This is a genomic window from Halopenitus persicus, assembly GCF_900107205.1.
Classification (GTDB): Archaea; Halobacteriota; Halobacteria; order Halobacteriales; family Haloferacaceae; genus Halopenitus; species Halopenitus persicus.
On the sequence record NZ_FNPC01000007.1, the window covers coordinates 69,017 to 87,936 of the forward strand.

An 18,920-nucleotide genomic window follows, 5' to 3' on the forward strand; every position below is an offset into this window, starting at 1 on the left:
TATTACATTAAGATCCGAGACGTTCCGACGTTCTCCGGCAATATCTTCTGTATCCCACGCCCCACCCTCTTTCTCTAGACGGTAGCTTAGGAAACAGTGGAGTGAGGGTCTTCGTTATCCTTCGTCGATAATAGCTTAGGAAACGGTGGAGGGTTGCCTAACGCGTCAGGACGAAAACGTTCCGATCTTCACGGAAACATCGTCATTGTCTCGTACAACATCCTACGTTACTGACCAAGGAAGAGCTCAACTTGTCTCGGCCGTTCTTCTTCTTCTCGCACATCGTTCAGAGATACAGCTCGTACAAAGCTCCGGAAACGGTGGAGTGTACAGTCGTCTTTCGAGGATACTTTTGGAAAGTCTGGGATAATAAATCTCTCTGAGAAACCACCGTATCCGAAGAAATCTAATCGTTGTATACTCCGCGATGTGAGATATCTCAACCGGTATAGCTCCGGAAACGACGGAGGGATAATGTTTCAATCTTACCTAACTTTTAATTATTACCACGTCTATTGTTTGGTAAGACGATGTCGACTCAACCATCTGCCCCTGATTCGCTCCCGAAGTATCTCGCTGAAGGAGTTCCCAAACAGGACGATCCGACTCTCCACGAGCTCCAGGCGTGGATCGACGATCTTCTCGCGTACCGCCAAGACGTCGACGCCGACGACATCGACGTCGACGAGGATGAGTCGATCGAAGCAGTTGAGGACTCGAGCGACGGAACGGTCGTGATCAAGAAAGTCAGCTGTGGCAAAGACAGCTGCAAGTGCCAGTCAGGTGAACTGCATGGTCCCTACAAGTACACCGTTCGTCGACGGGGAGATAGCCTCGAGTGGGAGTATCACGGCCCGGTTTCTGATGGGTAAACGTGAATACCCACGTCAATCGAGTTGATGGAACCAGACACTCAAGACGGTGGCCGCCGTACCGATGAACACACTCTCTCTCTCCAGAAATGTCGACACCTGCTACTACTCGTATCGCGTGTGCATCTCCACAGTTCGTCGAGCAGGCTGAGCCATCACTGCTGGATGACTGGCTCACCTACTACGATCCGTCGATCGTCCTCTTAACGGGAGATGTTCCGGCACCGCGTGCTGCAAGTCGTCTTCGCCGACGTCTTGGTCCGGAAACTCTCCTGTACCATCCTGCGAGTAACGCACCAGCGAGTGGTCCACGTCGTATCGATGGCGTTCAGGTCGTCCTTGCACCGACCGAACAGTCCCTTCGCGAACTTCGTGAGTGTGAACCCCGGGACCTCGACGTCGATCAGCCATCGTTCGTCCTGAGTGGACTCCTCGAATTGGATGTGGACACGACATCACTCTCGACCACACTCGTCGGTCGCGAAGCGTACATCTCATCTCTTCAAACGAGCCAGCTCGAGGGAGAGTATGTCCACATCTCGGCGTCCCTTCCAGCCGACTATCGCCGTGAGTGGGATGGCCTCACCGTCATTGGTGGAGGGTTCGACTCGGGATATGCCGGCACTCCTCTCGTCGCTCTTGACTGTCGCGATGATGGACGTGTGCTCACGCGTTCAGTGAACCAATCGCAACTAGGACTTCGAGCGTTGGATCAGGTCGGAGGCAAACGCGCACAACAGCTCCGAGAAGCAGGTTTCACGAGTCGGGAAGATATCGCCAATACGTCTACGAGTTCACTGTCTGATCTTCCCGGACTCGGGCAGACGATCGCTGACCGAATCCAACAAAGCGCAACGGCGATCGCTCACGACGAGATCGTACGCAAGTCCGACGATCCGCTTCCGAACGGAGATCCTGTGTACATCGACATCGAAACGGATGGACTCTCTCCGACGATCACGTGGCTTATCGGTGTCCTGGATGGCACAGCTGCGGACGGCCGATACCTGTCATTCATCCAGACAAATCCCGACGAACCGGGACAGGCCCTCGAGGACTTCCTGGCGTGGTACACGGCAAACGCGAGCCATCGTCCTCTCGTGGCGTATCGTGGCTGGAAGTTCGACTTCAGCGTCATCCACGACCACATCATCGAGTATTGTCCACACTACGAGGACGACTGGAACAGTACCTATCGCTTCGATCCCTACCAGTGGGCCGTTGAGAAGCAGAACGCGATCCTTCCTGGCCGCACGAATAAACTCGAAGACGTCGCCGCAGCGCTTGGTTACGAACGTGACGAGACCGGATTGACTGGAGCTGCAGTTGCCAGAACATATCAGCAATGGATGGCGGACCGATCCCCGTCGACGGAGCCGGATTGGGATCGGTTCAAGTCCTACTGTGAAGACGACGTCCGCGGACTCGCTGTGATCTATGAGTCACTCGCGAAGAGTAACCGTATCGTATCGACCAACGAACCATCTCGCAATACCACGGAAACAACCACACAGCAACGTCTCTCTGATTGGTAACTATGAGCTCAGATCCAGACCCACCGGAGTACGCCCCAATTACTGCTCGAGGACTCGAAGGAACGTTTCCCCAGTACGAGGGTCAGTTACAATACGCCGAATCCGTTTCTGCACAAGCCGGTGCATACGTTGATCCGCACGAAGTACTCGATGCTGGACTCGCTGATTCGGTCAGTGAGTCTGTGGGGGATCTTTACACCCACCAGGCATTTGCCCTCCGTCACTTAGCAGATGGTGATGACGTCTGTGTCGCAACCTCGACGTCATCGGGAAAAACCTACGTCTATGCCCTTCAAATTGCTCGGAACTATCTCGCGGATCCGGATTCGACGGCACTTCTCGTCTACCCGACGAAGGCGTTATCTCGAGATCAGGAACAGGAACTCAACGAGTTCTTCAGCACGCTGGGATTGAACATTTCCGTTCGAGTATACGATGGCGATACTCCCCAGGATCGCCGAAAGCAGATTCGGGAAACGGCCGACGTTATCATCACGAACTTCGTCGGGGTCAACGTCTACTTGGCACACCACACGCGATGGCACACGTTCTGGGCAAACTGCGACCTTCTCGCGATCGACGAATCCCACACGTACACGGGCGTCCACGGGATGCACGTTGCGTGGACGATCCGCCGATTACGACGGATCCTTGAACACTACGACAGTGACCCGCAGATCGTCTGTACCTCCGCAACGATCGGGAATCCCTCTGAACACTCGCGGCGACTAACCGGGAAATCGTTTACCGTCGTTGATGAAGACGGCTCGCCTCGAGGCAAGCGTGACATCGCGTTCTGGAAGCCACCCGTCGACGACGGGATGTTGGGTCCTGATGCCGACTTCGAGGAATTTCAACAGGCGCAAACGAATCCTGTTCGCGAAGCGAGTTCCGTTCTTGCGCATCTTGGACTCAACGGCATCCAGACGCTGATGTTCACTCGGAGTCGGAAGAATGCGGAGCTCGGAGCGAAATACGCCAGTAACGCGGCGAGTTCTCACCCAAACTCCGGCTATCTAAGCGTCGAACCGTACCACGCCGGCCTGGGGAAGGAGACACGTCGTGGAACCGAATACCAGTTCAAGAGCGAGCAACTTGACGGCGTCACGTCGACGAACGCCCTCGAGCTCGGGATCGACATCGGTTCGATGGATGCAACGATACTCACGGGATATCCGGGTACCCGACAGTCGTTCTGGCAGCAGATCGGACGATCCGGCCGTGGCGATTCTGATGCCCTCTCGGTGTTCGTTGCTCGTGCAGACGCGATCGACCAGTACATCCTCGATGATCCTGCGTACGTTCTCGGCGATGCGATCGAGGATGCCGTCATTGGGCTCGAAAACAACCCTGTCTACGCACAGCATATCCTGTGCGCTGCACAAGAACACCCGCTGACGGCCGCCGATCGGGAGTGGTTCGATGGAGACCGCCTCGATCGTGCCGTCGAGATGTGGATCGATGCCGGAAAACTCGCAGGTGATCTGTCGCGAAGCGTCCGCTATACCGGTTCTCCGCGACCGCAATCCGACATCTCGATGTATACGTCCTCAGATATCCAGTTCGACGTCCGCTGTCAGGATCGGGACATCGATATGGAGCCGATCGACCGTGAACGAGCATATCGAGACCATCACGAAGGCGCGCTCTTTCTCCACAACGGGGTCCAGTACGAGGTCGTTGACTTCGTCGAAGACGTTCCAAACCCCTACATCACCGTCGAAGAGGTTCGGACGAACGAGTATACCGAGACGATCTCCGAAAAGACCGTCCGTAATATCGATCCCGAGGCAACCCGAGATCTCGGGAACGGATACCAGCTCTCCTGGGGAACGGGTACCGTCGAGATCCATTATACGCACTTTCGGCGGAAGGACATCAATTCTGGCTCAGCGACCCAACCGTTACGATCCACGGGCCTTCCGCCGATCGAACTCAATACACAGTTGATGTGGATCGAAACTCCACCGTCACTGCAGGATGACGTCCTTCGCGAGATCACGGGTGAAGATTCTTCGACGCTAACGGACAGCGACGTAATGGAAGTCTTTGGTGGTGGCCTCCACGGCGCTGAACACGGAATGATCAAGCTCACACCCCTCGAACTGCGGATGGACAAATCCGACCTTGGCGGCTTGAGTACTATCGCACACCCGGAGACGGGCGTTCCAACGTGGTTCATCCACGACGCTGTCGAAGGAGGGCTCGGCTTTACCAAACGAATCTTCGACCAAACAGCGACGATCGCTGAACGGACTCGCGAGCGAGTGAGCCAGTGTGACTGTAACGGAACGAGTGGCTGTCCTGCGTGTATAATGGACTCTCAATGTGGGAACCAGAACCGGTTCCTCCATACTGACGCTACACTGCTTGTACTGGACAATCTGATCAACCAGCTCTAGACAGTCGTCTGGCACGATAGTGTTCCTTCAAAACGGGTTCGCTAGATCTGTTTGCGTTAGGCGAATGGCCCCTTGTTGGACTGCGTTTTCGACAGCCGACTGATCGGTCATTAGAAAACAGTTGTAGCCATTGACTGTCCGCTGGACGACGGATTCTTTGAAGATATTGTCCGGGTGATCGGTATATTTCTTCACTACCACAACGAATTCCTCGGTCACGTCGACGTCGACGAGTCCATATCCGTGATCCTCGAGAAACTCCCGGAGTTCTTCAAACTCGTTCGCAGGAACTTCGAACCGATATTGATGGTTGTTGTAGTACCGCTTCAGCCGGTCGAATACCTCGTCGTCATCGAAGAAATGCTTGAAGAGATGAACGTCGTCGACGACAAAGACGTTGACTCGTTCGTCACCCGCTCGGCGGAATTCCGCCATTTCACTCTGTTATTGAGGCTACATATAATTGAATATACCGGCAGTAGCCACTCTGAACGTATTTTTCTACTTCCAGATTGTTGAATATCCAATCGAGGAGTTGAGCTCCGTTGTGTCGTCGAGGATTTCGTCCATCTAGTACATCCTTAAGGACACCGACGCAAGGCCTCCTCTAGGTAACTTAGATCTCTATCTAAGATGTATCTGATTGACATCTGAGTGGGCTATCTAATGTATGTATCTAAGGTATCTTAGATAGAGATCTTATGTATATGTCTATAGTAGGTATCTAACTAAGGTAAGATAGTTGGACAACTGTCTGACGTACCTTCATTAGCCAAGAGTTCTATCTATCTCATATGCTTGCGTACACGGTATACAGTGAGGCGGGCGGTGTCGGCAAGACGTCGCTGGCGGCGAACGCCGCCATAGCGCATCAACGAGCCGGACTTGACGTGTTGGTCGTCCCGCTGGATCCGCAGGATGGTGACTTGAGCCGCCTTCTGGGTGTTGACTCCGATCGTGCGGACGCCAGCGCCGATAGCTTAGTTCGCCATATGGTCGGGAGTCCACGGGGTCCCTTCGAGGACCTCATCGAGACGGTGGAAGGAATCGACGTCATCCCGGAACACAACTCACTGTCCGATCTCACTCAGCATCTCGATCGTGAACAGAAGAAAGCCGAGGACTTCGGCGACGCGTACAACGTCCATGCACAGCTCCGTCGCGTTCTCGGCGACGCCGGTGTCCCTGACACGTACGACATCCTCATCTGTGATCCGCCGGCGACCGAAGGATCCCACCTCTATAACGCGATTTATGCGACGCGAAACCTGCTTCTTCCCATCGAACCATCGGCGAAGGGACAAGCTGCCGTCGAGGGGTTAGAGGATCTGGCAACCAACTTCGCTGACCAACTCAACATCGATGTCGGCGTGTTGGGCGCTGTGCCGATTGGGTTCAAGGGAACTCGTGATCAGGAAGCAACGTTGGAGGCAATCCCGTATGAAGTCCCTGAGATCATCGCCGACAGGACGTCGCTGATGGAGGGCTGTTGGCGCCAGCAGTGTTCGGCGTTCGAGTACGTCCGAACTCACCGTGACCGCCGTCGTGAGTACGAACTCGACACCCTTGCACAGTTCGATCGGATCGCTCGGTTCATCGAGCAGCAGGGTGGGATCGAAGCCCCTGACCCACCGGAGCCCGGTGCTCTCGATATTGACGAACGAGAGGTGACGGCCTGATGGGGGGATTCAAAAGCGGCGCTGCGGACGACGATTGGGGTGATACCGGAACGGCTCCTGACGCCGAGTCGACAGCCGAGACGGAGACATCTCGACCTGACCAGTCGAACGACTTCGAAACGCCTGAGACACACGATTCCAACGTCCATTCGAATTCGAAGACCGATCGATCGAGTCCCACACAAGGCGATCTCCCGTGGGTCCTTACTCGGAACAACATTACCGATGGCCGCGATCAAACAGTACAGCTCCACCTACAGCAGTCGACGGTTGACACACATCGTGAAGCAGCGCAGACGATCGAAACGAAACTGGGCGAATCGGTCAAAAAAGCCGATCTACGTGAGGCAGCGTTACTCGTCGGACTACAACACACCGATGAGGTCGCTGCGACACTTCGTGAGTGGGGTTACGATCTGGAGTGACTACGACGACTGCGTAGGGCGCCGTGTTATTGAAGATTCAAGGCTAAAACTCCGCCGTTCAGGGCGGGGATACAGCCGACCATTCCTACACGGGCCACGCTCGACAGCAGTCCGGATATTCCACGCCCAGTCGTTAGTTTTAATATATAATCTTCCATAACTTGTTATGAACACAGTCCGATGCTGGAGACAACCCGCACCTATCGAGCGAAAATCGTCAATCACCAACAGGTGAGCGACGACCTCGACGAGTGCGGGTTCTCCGCGTCGAAACTGTGGAACGTCGCCCGATACTACACGCAAGGTCGATGGGACGAAGACGGAGAAATCCCCGACGACGGCGAACTCAAATCCGAACTCAAGGAACACGAACGATACAGTGACCTCCATTCTCAGTCAAGTCAGCGAGTTCTCGAAGAGCTTGCTGAGTCGTTCACCAGTTGGTACAACGCACGCCAACGCGGAGACGAGAACGCCAACCCACCCGGCTACCGTAAACACGGCGACGAACACCCGCGTTCCACGGTGACGTGGAAGCAGAAGGGCATCAAGCACGATTCTAAGCACAACCAACTCCGTCTGAGCAAAGGCTTCAACCTGAAGACCCACCGCTCGGACTTCATCCTCTGTGAGTACGAGACGCGACCCGACGTGACCGTGGAGAGCATCCAGCAAATACGAGCCGTGTGGAACGGCGACCGCTGGGAACTCCACCTCGTCTGCAAGGTCGAGATTCCCGTCGAAGACGCACCCGGCGAGAACACTGCTGGAATCGACCTTGGCATCAGCAACTACCTCGCCATCGCCTACGATGACGGTGACGCCGAGTTGTACCCCGGAAACGTGCTGAAACAGGACAAGCACTACTTCACCCGTAACGAGTACGATACCGAAGGTGAGAACGGCCCGTCTCGTCGTGCGCTTCGCGCTCGACGGAAGTTGTCCCGACGGAAAGACCACTTTCTTCACGCCCTCGCCAAGCACATCGTTGAACAGTGTATCGACCACGAGGTCGGGCACATCGCCATCGGTGACTTGAGCCAGATTCGTGAAGACGAGAACGGTGACGCTCGCAACTGGGGCAAGCGCGGGAACAAGAAACTCCACGGCTGGGAGTTCGACCGATTCACGAACCTGCTCGAATACAAAGCCGAGGAACACGGCATCCTCGTAGACCGCAAGAGCGAGCGAGACACGTCAAAAACGTGTTCGTGCTGTGGTCGGAAACGAGACGCCAATCGCGTGGAGCGTGGCTTGTACGTCTGTGAGTCGTGCGGTACGACGATGAACGCTGACGTGAACGGCGCGGTGAATATTCGCAGAAAGATAACTCAGAATCCTCCGACGGAGGATATGAGTAACGGTCGTTTGGCACGGCCAGTAGCTTACCTGTTCAATCAAACCTCGGGGTCGTTCCACCCGAGGGAACAGGTGGGTTCCAAACCGTAATATCCCAACGCTCGGGAATCCTCGCCCTTCAGGGCGGGGAGGATGTCAACACCTAACTTCTGGATCGGCCACTGGTTCGGCGAAGGCTACTGAATTCTTCACGTCCGTGATCTTGACGTCAGCTATATCGCCGGGCTGGGTCCCAGGAACAATTACGATGAACCCTCGCTCGACCTTCGCGATTCCGTCACCTTGGTCACCTAATGTGTCAATGGTAACAGACCGCACTTCTCCCTCTTCTACTGGGGGTGTATCATTGCCGTTGCGATTTGAGTCATTGTCGTTCGTCGCTCGTTCCGAGCTGGCTGCTTCATCTTGAGCTTCCTTTGCTGAGGCAAGCAACGCCACCCGGTAGACGTCATCAGTGGTAAGTGAGCTTCCGTCGACTATCTCCTTCGGGATTGAAATCGTATACTGGCCATCGCGCTTTTCAAGTGTAGTTTCATAGAGAAGGCGTAGCGAGTCAGGTATCTCCGTCATTACCGGTTGTATCATAGGCTAACTAATGGAATTTGGGTATCCAGTATATCAACGGTCTTCGCGAATTTGCTCACTGGAAGTTGAGACTGCCTGTCTAGTGTATGCTTCAGAGTTGGTCGATCGGCAGAAGAGCGAATCTGATATACAATAGATTCTCAGTCGACTTATGGGACCAGCTGGTAGAGCAGGTCCAGACCAGCGACCCCAATCAACAAACTTCCCAGTAAAAATCCGCTTCTCACAAGACGTGTGGATTGGCTTCCTCGGAACTGGAGCATTTTTGCCGTGAATACTACAACCACTCCAATCCCACCAACGATTGGTGTGTCTCCTACCGAATCATCACTTGGTTCCAATGGTGTTTCTGGCGTTCCGTCCCTATGTTCCAGGTGCGAAAGGGCAGTCCCGCTACCGATCACTGAAAGTATCGCTATCGCCAGCAGGAGCCGGAGTAGGAAATGGACTCTGCTCCTCATATATACTCCCGCTTCTTTGGGTCGAGAGTGCTGATAGCCCTCTTAATGTCCAGATCCAGTCCCCAAACCCCTCCAGATTTGTCCGGGTAAGGTGCACTCTGCCAGGACGTCAACAACGATGTCTGTCTGTTGATCCACCTACAGGAATTCATCGTGGAGCCACGGGAGAAATCCCGACAGGAAGCGATCGGTTGCGGGCATAAAGTGCGATCCGAAATGGTAGGTGGGATCAAGCGTAGTGACGAGTGTCTGCCCTGCCCACGTTTCCGTATCGATGTATAGGACTGCATCTCCTTCGTCGTCCTCGATTAACACATCTGCCTCCTGAGGCGGGTCGAACGATCCGTGGAAGTGCCACTCGCAGTCACTAGGCGGTATATGTTCGAAGAACGAATGATCTCGTCGGGGGAATCGAAGGCCGCTGTCCCCGTTTTCGTTGAGCCACCACCAGAAGTTGGTCGGTCGGTGGGTCCACTCGATCTCCGGCATCCACGGGTCAGGTTGCTGACCGAATGTGACGACGTCCCCCCCATCCTCAAGGAACTCCCGGAGACGGTCGCCGTGTGCATTCCGGGCCTCGATGTGCAATCGTGACGGAATAAACAATCCGTCGAACGCGTCCAAGCCACTGTCGGGGATGTCGAGGACGTGAACGACCTCGTCGAAGTACCGGGCATACTCGGATTCAAGTAGCGTTCGTCGGTGAGGCGCCGAGCCACCGTACAGAGCCGCGAGATCACTCATGTGCGATCACCCTGTGCTGATGCCGTGGTCGACCGGACGGTCGAGACCGCCCGCATCCACGCGACCAACTGTTCCGGGACACGTTCTGCCGTCGTGTCACGCCGCCCGAACCCGATGAGGTCGTTCCCGCTGTGGACGAAAATTGTCCCGGCAGTGCTCTCATCGTCAATGTAGACGACCGGTTCACCGTCACGGAGTCTGAGGAGTGTCGTGGCGTGCCCCGGAGGCGGATTGTGGCCGCGAGCGAAGAAGCCAGCGACGCCGCGCTGGTAGGTGAGGTCGGACATTTCGACATCCTCGAAGATCGGATGCGGCGTCACCTCGACAACGGTATAATCATCGTGTGACTCGATAGACTTCGGCTCGAAACACCCTGCACCTGGGAGCCACTGCCGCAGGAGGTGGCCACTGAATGCGACGACCCCGCCTGCCGCGAGAAACGAACGTATCTGATCTCGGTGTCGATAGAGGTGATCCTGATCGACTTGGCTGGAGACGATGAGGCCGGGGAGCCCCGTCAGATCGACGTCTGGGAATTCGTACATATCGATGCGTTGTAGGTGGGTCTCCACGAAGTCCGACTCGACGAACCGTCGCGTGAATGCGTCGTCTGGGTCCAGAAACCCGACCGGTCGATGTGTCTGATGTTCTGTCGAAATCATTGGTTGGGTACGATGGGCTGCGGTTGCTCTTTGGGGTCGGCCTGCCCGCCACTCGATACCGCGATGGCCGCGTCGATCAATTTCTGCGTCTGTTCGTGTTTCGGCTGTTGGAAGATCGTCGTCGGCGTTGCCTCCTCGACGATGCGACCATCGTGCAGGACCGCGATTCTGTCGGCGAAGGCACCTGCCTGGGCGATGTCGTGCGTGATGTGCAGGAGTGCGATATTCCGCTCGTCGATCAACTCGTACAACAAGGTGAGGACTTCGTGCTGGAGCGGCGCATCGAGCATCGATGTGGGTTCGTCCGCGATGAGTACCGTCGGCTCAAGCACGATAGCACGGGCTAGTGCAACCCGTTGACGCTCCCCACCCGACAGTTGGGTCGGATACCGCCCGGCGTACTTATCCGCTGGTTCCAGCCCAACGTCAGCGAGTGCTCGCTGGACGCGTTCTGCTCTTTCAGGATCTGTCCCTACCTCGTGGATGTCAAGCGGTTCGCGAACAATCTCTCCGACTCGACGATTCGGCGGGAGCGACTCGTAGGGATCCTGGAAAAGGTAGTGTATTTTGCGGGCGAGTTGACGCTGACCGCGGTCGTGCCACCGATCTAGGCTCTTGCCATCGATAGTTATGCTTCCATCATCCGGCGATTCGAGGTCAACAGCCATCCGACCGAGCGTGCTCTTTCCGGCGCCGCTCTCTCCAATCAGTGCAACTGCCTCGCCGCTGGCAACGCCGAGATCTACACCGGTCAAGACCTGCTCGTCCTTACCGAACTCTTTCGAGACATCTTCGTATATGAGAGACTGTTGGGAACCTAGTTCATTATCTCGAGCGTCTCGCTCGAAGGCGGTATTCGTCGTCTCCGAGACCGCTGTTTTGGTCTTGTTGAGGGTGATTGGCTCCGAGACTGGGAGCGGCGTTCGAGCATCGAGCAGTCTCTTTGTGTAGTCGTGCTCGGCCGACGAAGTGAGTCGACTGGTCGTACCGATCTCGACGACTGACCCCGCCTGCATCACTGCCAATCGGTCTGCCACACGAGTCACTGCCGGAAGGTCATGGGAGACCACTATCATAGCGAACCCGCGGGCCTCTTGCAGCTCCTCAAGTAACTCGAGGACAGTTAACTTCGTCACGACGTCGAGTCCCGTCGTGGCCTCGTCGACGATAAGAACCGACGGGTCGTTCACGAGCGCGGTCGCGATGACCCCTCGCTGTCGCATCCCACCGCTCAGTTCGTGAGGGTATTTGTCATAACTGGATTCATCGAGTCCGACCGTCTCTAGGATCTCGTGGGCTCTCGTCACTGCTTCGCCGCGGTCGCAGTCCCGGTGCGTCTCGATCGCCTCCACGATCTGCTCGTCTAGCCGTAGTCGTGGGTCGAGAGCATTCATTGCCTCCTGTGGGACAAACCCGATCTCGTCACCTCTGATGTCCGAGAGGTCGGCATCGTCTTCGACGTCTCTCGCGGCGGTGAGCGTGATATGACCGGACGTGACCCGTCCCGGTGTTCGGAGCAAACCTAGGACGGCGAGTGCGACGCTGCTCTTCCCACTCCCGGACTCGCCGACGACGCCAAGTACTTCCTTCTTCCGGAGTTCCAGGTCCACATCGTCGACTGCAAGAGTTGGTTCCTTGTTTCCGTATTCGACTGTGAGGCTCGACACCTCAAGGACGTTCGACGAGCGCTTATCATCCTCCGTGTTTTGGATGTCCACGTTGGCGTGGTCCGTGTCGGTTGCAACACGTCGTCGTTCGTTTCCTGTTGTCCGTTCGACGCCGAAGGCCAGGAATGTAAACGATAGCACGCTGGCGGTTATCGCGAGACCCGGCGGGAGGACCCACCATGTCCAAGCGTCGGTGAGGAAGGCGTTCTGTTTCTGTGCGAAGAACAGGACTGTCCCCCAACTCGGTGACGTCGGATCGCCCAGGCCGAGGAAGCTTAGAGACGCTTCGAGCAGGATAGCTGCGCCGACTGCCTTGGCAAGCTGGGCGATAACGATGGGTAACAATGCCGGAATGATGTACGTGCGCGCAACGTGGAACACCGACCCGCCCATCGAACTCGACGCCTGAACGTATTCACGGTTTCTGACCGAGAGAACCTGAGATCGGAGTTCGCGTGCCGGACGCGCCCACATAACGGCAGTCAGGACACCGATTGTGGTCCAGAGACTCGGACCGAGGACGGCCGCAGCCACGATTACAAGTGGCAGGAACGGGAGCGTCAACACGACGTCCACGAACCGCATCAGGACAATTTCCGTTCGCCCGCCGAGCAGGCCCGCCGAGACACCGACGAGGAGTCCCACGAGTATTGCCACCGACCCAGTAACGACTCCGACGAGCAACGAGACGCGTGCGCCGACGAGGAGGAGCGAGAGGAGGTCGTGTCCGAGGTCGTCGGTCCCAAGTAGGTGGTCGGTGTTCGGCGCCTGGAACGGCGGCCCAACTCGAGCATCGGGCTCGAACGGGGCAAGCAGTGGCGCGAAGAGGGCAAGAAGCCCAACGAGTACCACCCCGATACTTCCGATGACGAGGAACCACTCTCGCGAGCCGCCGATTCCCTCACTCGGTGTGATTTCTTCGAGAAGTTCTTCCAGGTGATTTGATATCACTCGGCGGCCCTCCTTGTGTTTCCTGCGGTCGTCCGCGGATCGAAGAATGGATAGGTCAGGTCAGCGAGGACGTTCGCTGCGATTACGGTAACAGTGAGGACGAGGAACGCTCCCTGGAGAAGCGGGTAATCTCTCGCGATCGCGGCGTCATAGATGAGTAGACCGAGCCCGGGATACGAGAAAACCGTCTCGACAACAACTGCACCACCGACGACGCTCCCGAGTTGGAGCGTGAACCGAGTGTATATTGGAAGCAATGAGTTCGGTAACGCGTGTCGGAGAAGTACGTCTCGGTCAGATAGGCCCTTAGCTCGCGAGAACAGGAGGAAATCCTCTCCGAGCGTCGTGAGAACCGATCCGCGTGCGATGAGATATATTCCCCCGATCCGGGCGACGGTGAGCGTGAGAAGCGGTAACGTGAGATGGATCGCGATACTGGCTATCGAGCCGATGTAGCTGCTTCCCGCGGCGACTGACGAGACACCGTATGATGGAAACCAGCCCAGCCAGGAGACAAACACTGCAATGACTAGCATTCCGACCCAAAACGCAGGTGCCGATTCGGCCGTGACGTGGGCGGTCATAAGCGCGGCGTCGGTCCGGTCTCCCTCTCGCCACGCGCTTAGGCCACCGAGTAGAGTTCCAACCACTGTGGAGAGTACGAGTGCTGACCCGACGAGGAGCAATGTCCAGGGAAGTCGCTGCAGCAGGACGTCGCTGACGGGTTGGCCGTACATAACGGAGGTTCCGAGTTCGCCCTGTGTGATGCCGAGCAGGTAGTCGACGTACTGGATGTGGATGGGCTGATCGAGACCGTAGGTCTCGAGTAGTTCCGCTCGCTGCTCCACACTGAGGCTCTCGACTGCCCGGCCAAGTCGATAGTGGAGTGGGTCTCCGGGCGCGACGTACGGCAGTGCGAAATTCACTGTGAGTGCTGCGAGGAGTGTCACTCCATATTCGAGGACACCGCTTCCGATAGCCTGGATGCGTGAGCGCATATCGTCATTCGAAGGAATCGGTCACCGAAGCGCCGCGGACCGATTGTGGGAGCAGCGACCACTTGTGGTGGATGCCAAATCCAGGCGACTCTGCCCACTTGTCGTGGGCTTCAGGACGGTACGCGAACCGGGGTTCGGGATACCACAGCGGCAGGGAGGTCGGCTGATCGTTGAACAGCCGCTGCATCTCAAACAGCACCTCCTTGCGCTCCGCGACTGTAGCGGTCTGTTTCCAATCCTCGAAAAGCGAATCCCACGCCGGATATTCAATCTCCTTGTCCCAGAGATATCCTGAGCGATGTGACATCACGAACTGGTCAGGGTCAGCAACACCGTGTGGAGTGATACTACTGATGTACATATCGAAGTTTCGGGAGCTGAACAGGTCACCGATTGCACCGGGATCGAGGGTCTTCGCGGTCGTTTCGAGGCCGATGGCTGTGAGGTCTTCAGCGACTAGTTCGGCGGCCCGAATGTATGACGACTGATTCGATGGGACTTTCAGTGTGAACGAAAGCTCCTCACCGCCCGGAGTTTCCCTGACACCGTCTCCGTCCCGGTCGCGGAAGCCGAGTTCATCTAGGGTCGCTCGTGCCTCTTCGGGCTTGTAGGGCTGGCCGATATCCTGTGCCGTCCACGGTGACTTCGGATGTGGATATCCCTCACTACCGGGGACGGCCTTCCCGAGCATCACCACGTCGACGATCGACTTTTTGTCGATCCCACGTGAGAGCGCCCACCGAAAGTCGTGTTTGTCGAATGGTGCCCGCTCGTAGTTGATCCGAATCTCCACCAGTGACAGCGTCGTAGCTGGGACCAGATCGAACGCATCGTTCTGTTCGAACTTATTCACCGTTGACGGTGGGAGCCCGACGCTGGCCGTGTCGATGTCGCCACTCTGGAGAGCGGTGAAGAGTGCCGAGTGGTCCTGGATGATAGGGATGACGACTTCATTGACGAGCGGTTCACCCATAAAGTACGATTCGTTCGCCTCAAACCTGAGATGTGATCCCGACTCGTATTCGACGAGTTCGTACGGACCGGTACCGACGGGAAGCCCGGCGTACTTGGATGGGTCTTCAACGTCGTCCCACACGTGCTTCGGGATGATCGGGAGGTCGGCAAACGTGATGTCGGCGAGCGTAGGACAGGGATAGGCACACTTGAACCGGACAGTCTCCTCGTCTACCGCCTCGATAGTCTCAATGTGGGGTGCCTCGCTCACGTGGTGGGCGTATCGGGTCGGCGGACCGTCCCGGAGATACCGATAAGTGAAGACGACGTCATCGGCGGTGAACGGTTCGCCGTCGTGCCAGCTCGCGTCAGATCGGATGGTTGCCGTCCAGGTCGTGTCGTCTACTTGGTTGGTTTCTTTGGCCAGCCCTGGCATCGGTTCATCAACGTACGGAGATGGCGCGAGGAGTCGGTCGTATACCAGGTCCTTCATCCAGTCGAACTTGCTGTGACTGCTGACGTAGATGTTCAGCGGTGATCCCGGGTCAGAGTCAGTCGCGATACGCAAGGCATTATTTCCAGGGGTAGAACCAGTAACCTCGTCTATCTGACCTGTACACCCTGCTAACAGCGTGGTTCCTGCGGCAGCACCGATCCCCGTTTTGAGGACACTCCGTCTCGTCGATTGTCGCTGAACCATACTAGTTTAGGTCAGCCTAAACAATTTAACTGTTCCGATTTTTAGGTAGACCTAAATCTTTGCATAGATGTACGAGTTACTGCAAAGAGTACGCTCTTCCTGCTGCTACAGCTTTAGCGTCATTTCCGGCATCTCAAAGAACGCTGTTTCGTAGCCTTCGTGTCGCGCCGTCTGTGGCAGTGCATCGATCGTTATTGTCAGTTCATCGCCGGATTCGACGTCGGAGACGGCAGCTCCATAGTGATATCCGAGGTTGGAATCAATCCTCGGTTGGAGAATATTGTCGTAGATGATCTCACTGCTTCGCTTCTGAATAGCTGACAACGACATCAGCGGAAGTGGATAGCGGTTGTAGGGTGTTCTTGCTGAGACAGCGAGATATACCTCATTCTCCTTGTGGTCGAACCGCGTCGCATCGTCGAGAGTCGTGACGACGAACTTTCCATCGCCACTGGTCACTGTTCCACGAACGCTCCCAGGCAATCCACTTGGTTTCGGGAGCTGAGTGGACGGCAATCCGTTCATCTTCATCGGTGACACTGCGCCCTTCGTCCCTTGCTTCTCCTCGGAAATGTTTCTGTATGTGATATCGTCCATCTTGGCTTGGCTATATTCCAGTGAAAACGTGAATGATGCCGGTCCAGCATCAGCGAGTATACCGGCTCTATTTACCGACCCGTCTCCGACAGAGACCTCAATTTGATAGGTGGCTTCTTCCGGAAGTCGGACGTTATCTCCAAAGTGGAAGCCCATAGGCTGGGAGAGCATTGGCCACGGAGAAAGCGACGTGACGGCTTCACCATCTAGACGAACTCGCACTTGTGGGTTCAAATCCGCAGGGACGATTCCAGTTTCCTGGTGCCAGACAACTGGCATCAAGTGCATCGAATCGTTCTCATTGAGTTCCACCTTGTTTTTTCGGTCGCCTGTGACGAGCCAGAATCGATGTGGGAACGTATACGCTAATATACACTTGTAGGCCCCATCTTTCCTCACCTCTGTCAATTGCATTCCATCAACGTGCGTCGGATAGTACACAGCCTCCGGCCGGTTCTCAACAAGTGAAGTACCACCACTTGATTCCTGCAGCTCGGCATCCGTACATCCAGCGAGACCAACCGCTCCTGCTGAGCCACACCAACTGAGAAACTCACGCCGCTGCATTGTTCTCCTCTTTTGTCGATGGAGGATTTGCAGGAGGCAATGCGCGTAGTGAGCGTGGTGGGAGGAGATAGTTACCTCGGTTAGTGACGTTCATATACTGGAGGATTCCGTTGTTGTTCCGCTGGCCAACAGCGGACTGTTCTGCCAAGTCAGTCCCGTTCATCGCCTCTCTGGTTTTTACAAAGTCAGATATTTGCCTTTGGAGAGCAAGGAAGTGAAGCCCGGCTTGGCCGCCGTCTGTCGAGTCGAAGTCGCGTCGGAGAATGATTGGTTTATCGTCTTCCCGAACCCGAGACATTTTTTGGGAATGACCAATCACACCTTCTTCCCTGGCAGCGTCTTTCGCGTGTTTGCACTTATCCATCTCTGTGTCTGTATTGAGGTTGTTCCCGGTGCCTTCGACAGCCTCTTCTGCCGCGTGATGGGGACAGAACATCTTCGCAACCCGTTGATAGCGGCTGTCCTGGTTGTACCACTGGTTGAGATTCAACGTAATATGCGAGATGTGCTGGGTTGTCCCGTCTGCAAATGGACCTCTCTGGATCGAGACCCGATCCTCAGATGCCTGGTTATTTTTAAACCCCGATTTGAATCCCATATAAAGTGGTGAGTCCTCAGGAATTTCGTCGCTAGGAACACCCTCGACATCGTCATTCTCGGCAGGAAGGCCCTTGCCGACGAATCCCGTCCGTCGATCGGCAATCTCGAACGCATCCGTAAGAGTAGCGTCCGGCTGATCGACGCCGTTCAGTGTATCCTTATTCCCCTTGAGTGCCTCCTCAGCGCCAAGAACCACCTGTGAATGGTCGCTGGCAAGATGGACGACGGTGTCAGGGGTATCCAGTTTTGGATCTTCGAACGGCGCCAACGCCTTTGGCATCGGGAGGTCCACATTCTCGGGGAGCGACTGTTCGAAGCGACCGAAGTACGCCGGGGAGTAACCCACGGTCATTAGGAGCCCGTCGGCGCTTCGCTCGTATGCGTGTTCGATGCCTTGTAGCGCAGTCTCCATCGCCTGTCGGTCGCTGTCGGCCGGCGTTCCTTCTCTGTTGAAGTTTAAGAAAAGCAGCCCGTGATGGCGTGGAACAATGGTATTTCCGTAGTCATCTGTCGAGAGAACGCTGTTCCAAGCGTGCTGTCGTTCAGGTAGATCTGACAATTTTGACGGGCCTTTCGGAACGTCTACTTGCTCGCGACCGACACACGCACTGAAAGCTGCTGTCCCACCAATTGCGACAGCAGATTTCAGAAACTCACGACGTTGAATTCCTCTCTGTCTCGTCATCAGCTTATGTAGTCTCGCCTCGCCGCCTGTGGCTTCTCGCCCACACTATTGTCTGTCATAGATTTAGGTCTACCTAAAGAATACAAAACAGTTGTGAAATTTAGGCCGGCCTAATGTTCTAGTGTGGAGCACCGTAGCGGGGACACTTTGGGGCCAGCCCTCTATGTAAATGAACCCGCGATGGAGATACGGTCCGTCGACGGTATATCAGCTGGGCGATCAGGAAGGTTGGTGGGTCGTCACTTCGTTCTGACACCATCGAGCCAGACTCCGATCCAATGCCGGTTTCGAACGCTGCGAGTCGTCCAAACGCTTCGGTTGCCCGCACCCGTACGGATTTGTTTCATCGAACCGTCCTTGGATCGGGACCTCTGTCTCAGTTAGCTTCGGTGGAGACCCACCCCAGACAACCACCAGCGCTGTAGAGGGGGGGACACCGGACGAGTTCGTATTTGTCGTCGAGTGCAGCATAGGCCA

General features: G+C 56.0%; 15 protein-coding genes and 1 pseudogene. 7 read left to right on the forward strand and 9 right to left on the reverse strand.

The window, feature by feature from the left end:
• Positions 1-530 precede the first annotated feature (530 nt).
• From BLV25_RS12105 to BLV25_RS12115, 4 genes and pseudogenes are all read left to right on the forward strand, one after another.
• The gene (locus tag BLV25_RS12105; protein WP_092733596.1) at positions 531-872 is read left to right on the forward strand and encodes a DUF6788 family protein; all 342 of its coding nucleotides are present in this window, start codon (positions 531-533) and stop codon (positions 870-872) included.
• A gap of 89 nt (positions 873-961) precedes the next feature.
• Positions 962-1,711 (forward strand): annotated as a pseudogene (locus BLV25_RS18155) (helix-hairpin-helix domain-containing protein); the annotation flags it as partial.
• Between the two features lie 78 nt (positions 1,712-1,789).
• Positions 1,790-2,407: a ribonuclease H-like domain-containing protein gene (locus BLV25_RS17915; protein ID WP_256335715.1), complete on the forward strand. Its 618-nt coding sequence runs from the start codon at positions 1,790-1,792 to the stop codon at positions 2,405-2,407.
• 2 nt (positions 2,408-2,409) lie between these two features.
• The gene (locus tag BLV25_RS12115) at positions 2,410-4,809 is read left to right on the forward strand and encodes a DEAD/DEAH box helicase (protein WP_092733602.1); all 2,400 of its coding nucleotides are present in this window, start codon (positions 2,410-2,412) and stop codon (positions 4,807-4,809) included.
• A gap of 27 nt (positions 4,810-4,836) precedes the next feature.
• Here the strand turns inward: BLV25_RS12115 and BLV25_RS12120 are convergent, their stop codons facing one another.
• Positions 4,837-5,244 (reverse strand): hypothetical protein, encoded by a 408-nt coding sequence (locus BLV25_RS12120; protein ID WP_092733605.1) that lies wholly within the window; start codon positions 5,242-5,244, stop codon positions 4,837-4,839.
• A gap of 359 nt (positions 5,245-5,603) precedes the next feature.
• On the opposite strand from BLV25_RS12120, the gene BLV25_RS12125 reads away from it, so the two are divergent.
• The 3 genes from BLV25_RS12125 (at position 5,604) to BLV25_RS12135 (ending at position 8,362) form a co-directional block, all read left to right on the forward strand.
• Positions 5,604-6,488 (forward strand): ParA family protein, encoded by an 885-nt coding sequence (locus tag BLV25_RS12125; protein ID WP_092733608.1) that lies wholly within the window; start codon positions 5,604-5,606, stop codon positions 6,486-6,488.
• Positions 6,488-6,913 carry a hypothetical protein gene (locus tag BLV25_RS12130; RefSeq protein WP_092733611.1) on the forward strand — a complete coding sequence of 142 codons (426 nt, stop codon included), beginning with the start codon at positions 6,488-6,490 and terminating at the stop codon, positions 6,911-6,913. The genes BLV25_RS12125 and BLV25_RS12130 overlap by 1 nt, the downstream gene beginning before the upstream one ends.
• 180 nt (positions 6,914-7,093) lie before the next feature.
• Positions 7,094-8,362, forward strand: coding sequence for an RNA-guided endonuclease InsQ/TnpB family protein (locus BLV25_RS12135; RefSeq protein ID WP_092733614.1), 1,269 nt, complete (start codon positions 7,094-7,096; stop codon positions 8,360-8,362).
• A gap of 45 nt (positions 8,363-8,407) precedes the next feature.
• Here the strand turns inward: BLV25_RS12135 and BLV25_RS12140 are convergent, their stop codons facing one another.
• From BLV25_RS12140 to BLV25_RS12175, 8 genes are all read right to left on the reverse strand, one after another.
• Positions 8,408-8,842 carry a TRAM domain-containing protein gene (locus BLV25_RS12140; protein ID WP_092733845.1) on the reverse strand — a complete coding sequence of 145 codons (435 nt, stop codon included), beginning with the start codon at positions 8,840-8,842 and terminating at the stop codon, positions 8,408-8,410.
• A gap of 614 nt (positions 8,843-9,456) precedes the next feature.
• A complete protein-coding gene (locus BLV25_RS12145) occupies positions 9,457-10,062 on the reverse strand; it encodes a hypothetical protein (protein ID WP_092733618.1) in 606 nt (201 codons plus the stop codon).
• Positions 10,059-10,724, reverse strand: a complete 666-nt coding sequence (locus tag BLV25_RS12150) for a phosphate starvation-inducible protein PhoH (RefSeq protein ID WP_092733621.1) — start codon at positions 10,722-10,724, stop codon at positions 10,059-10,061. The genes BLV25_RS12145 and BLV25_RS12150 overlap by 4 nt, the downstream gene beginning before the upstream one ends.
• Positions 10,721-13,342, reverse strand: a complete 2,622-nt coding sequence (locus BLV25_RS12155) for an ABC transporter ATP-binding protein/permease (RefSeq protein WP_256335716.1) — start codon at positions 13,340-13,342, stop codon at positions 10,721-10,723. The genes BLV25_RS12150 and BLV25_RS12155 overlap by 4 nt, the downstream gene beginning before the upstream one ends.
• Positions 13,339-14,340: an ABC transporter permease gene (locus BLV25_RS12160; RefSeq protein ID WP_092733624.1), complete on the reverse strand. Its 1,002-nt coding sequence runs from the start codon at positions 14,338-14,340 to the stop codon at positions 13,339-13,341. The genes BLV25_RS12155 and BLV25_RS12160 overlap by 4 nt, the downstream gene beginning before the upstream one ends.
• A gap of 4 nt (positions 14,341-14,344) precedes the next feature.
• The gene (locus BLV25_RS12165) at positions 14,345-15,994 is read right to left on the reverse strand and encodes an ABC transporter substrate-binding protein (protein ID WP_092733627.1); all 1,650 of its coding nucleotides are present in this window, start codon (positions 15,992-15,994) and stop codon (positions 14,345-14,347) included.
• A 105-nt stretch (positions 15,995-16,099) separates the two neighbouring features.
• Positions 16,100-17,158 (reverse strand): DUF7350 domain-containing protein, encoded by a 1,059-nt coding sequence (locus BLV25_RS12170; protein WP_092733630.1) that lies wholly within the window; start codon positions 17,156-17,158, stop codon positions 16,100-16,102.
• Positions 17,145-18,443: a DUF7405 family protein gene (locus BLV25_RS12175; protein WP_092733633.1), complete on the reverse strand. Its 1,299-nt coding sequence runs from the start codon at positions 18,441-18,443 to the stop codon at positions 17,145-17,147. Before BLV25_RS12175 ends, BLV25_RS12170 begins: the two co-directional genes overlap by 14 nt.
• Positions 18,444-18,920: the final 477 nt, after the last annotated feature.

Coding starts and splice junctions, on each gene's coding strand:
- BLV25_RS12105 (WP_092733596.1), top strand. CDS start 531: ATGTCGACTCAACCATCTGCCCCTGATTCGCTCCCGAAGTATCTCGCT.
- BLV25_RS12115 (WP_092733602.1), top strand. CDS start 2,410: ATGAGCTCAGATCCAGACCCACCGGAGTACGCCCCAATTACTGCTCGA.
- BLV25_RS12120 (WP_092733605.1), bottom strand. CDS start 5,244: ATGGCGGAATTCCGCCGAGCGGGTGACGAACGAGTCAACGTCTTTGTC.
- BLV25_RS12125 (WP_092733608.1), top strand. CDS start 5,604: ATGCTTGCGTACACGGTATACAGTGAGGCGGGCGGTGTCGGCAAGACG.
- BLV25_RS12130 (WP_092733611.1), top strand. CDS start 6,488: ATGGGGGGATTCAAAAGCGGCGCTGCGGACGACGATTGGGGTGATACC.
- BLV25_RS12135 (WP_092733614.1), top strand. CDS start 7,094: ATGCTGGAGACAACCCGCACCTATCGAGCGAAAATCGTCAATCACCAA.
- BLV25_RS12140 (WP_092733845.1), bottom strand. CDS start 8,842: ATGACGGAGATACCTGACTCGCTACGCCTTCTCTATGAAACTACACTT.
- BLV25_RS12145 (WP_092733618.1), bottom strand. CDS start 10,062: ATGAGTGATCTCGCGGCTCTGTACGGTGGCTCGGCGCCTCACCGACGA.
- BLV25_RS12150 (WP_092733621.1), bottom strand. CDS start 10,724: ATGATTTCGACAGAACATCAGACACATCGACCGGTCGGGTTTCTGGAC.
- BLV25_RS12160 (WP_092733624.1), bottom strand. CDS start 14,340: ATGCGCTCACGCATCCAGGCTATCGGAAGCGGTGTCCTCGAATATGGA.
- BLV25_RS12165 (WP_092733627.1), bottom strand. CDS start 15,994: ATGGTTCAGCGACAATCGACGAGACGGAGTGTCCTCAAAACGGGGATC.
- BLV25_RS12170 (WP_092733630.1), bottom strand. CDS start 17,158: ATGCAGCGGCGTGAGTTTCTCAGTTGGTGTGGCTCAGCAGGAGCGGTT.
- BLV25_RS12175 (WP_092733633.1), bottom strand. CDS start 18,443: ATGACGAGACAGAGAGGAATTCAACGTCGTGAGTTTCTGAAATCTGCT.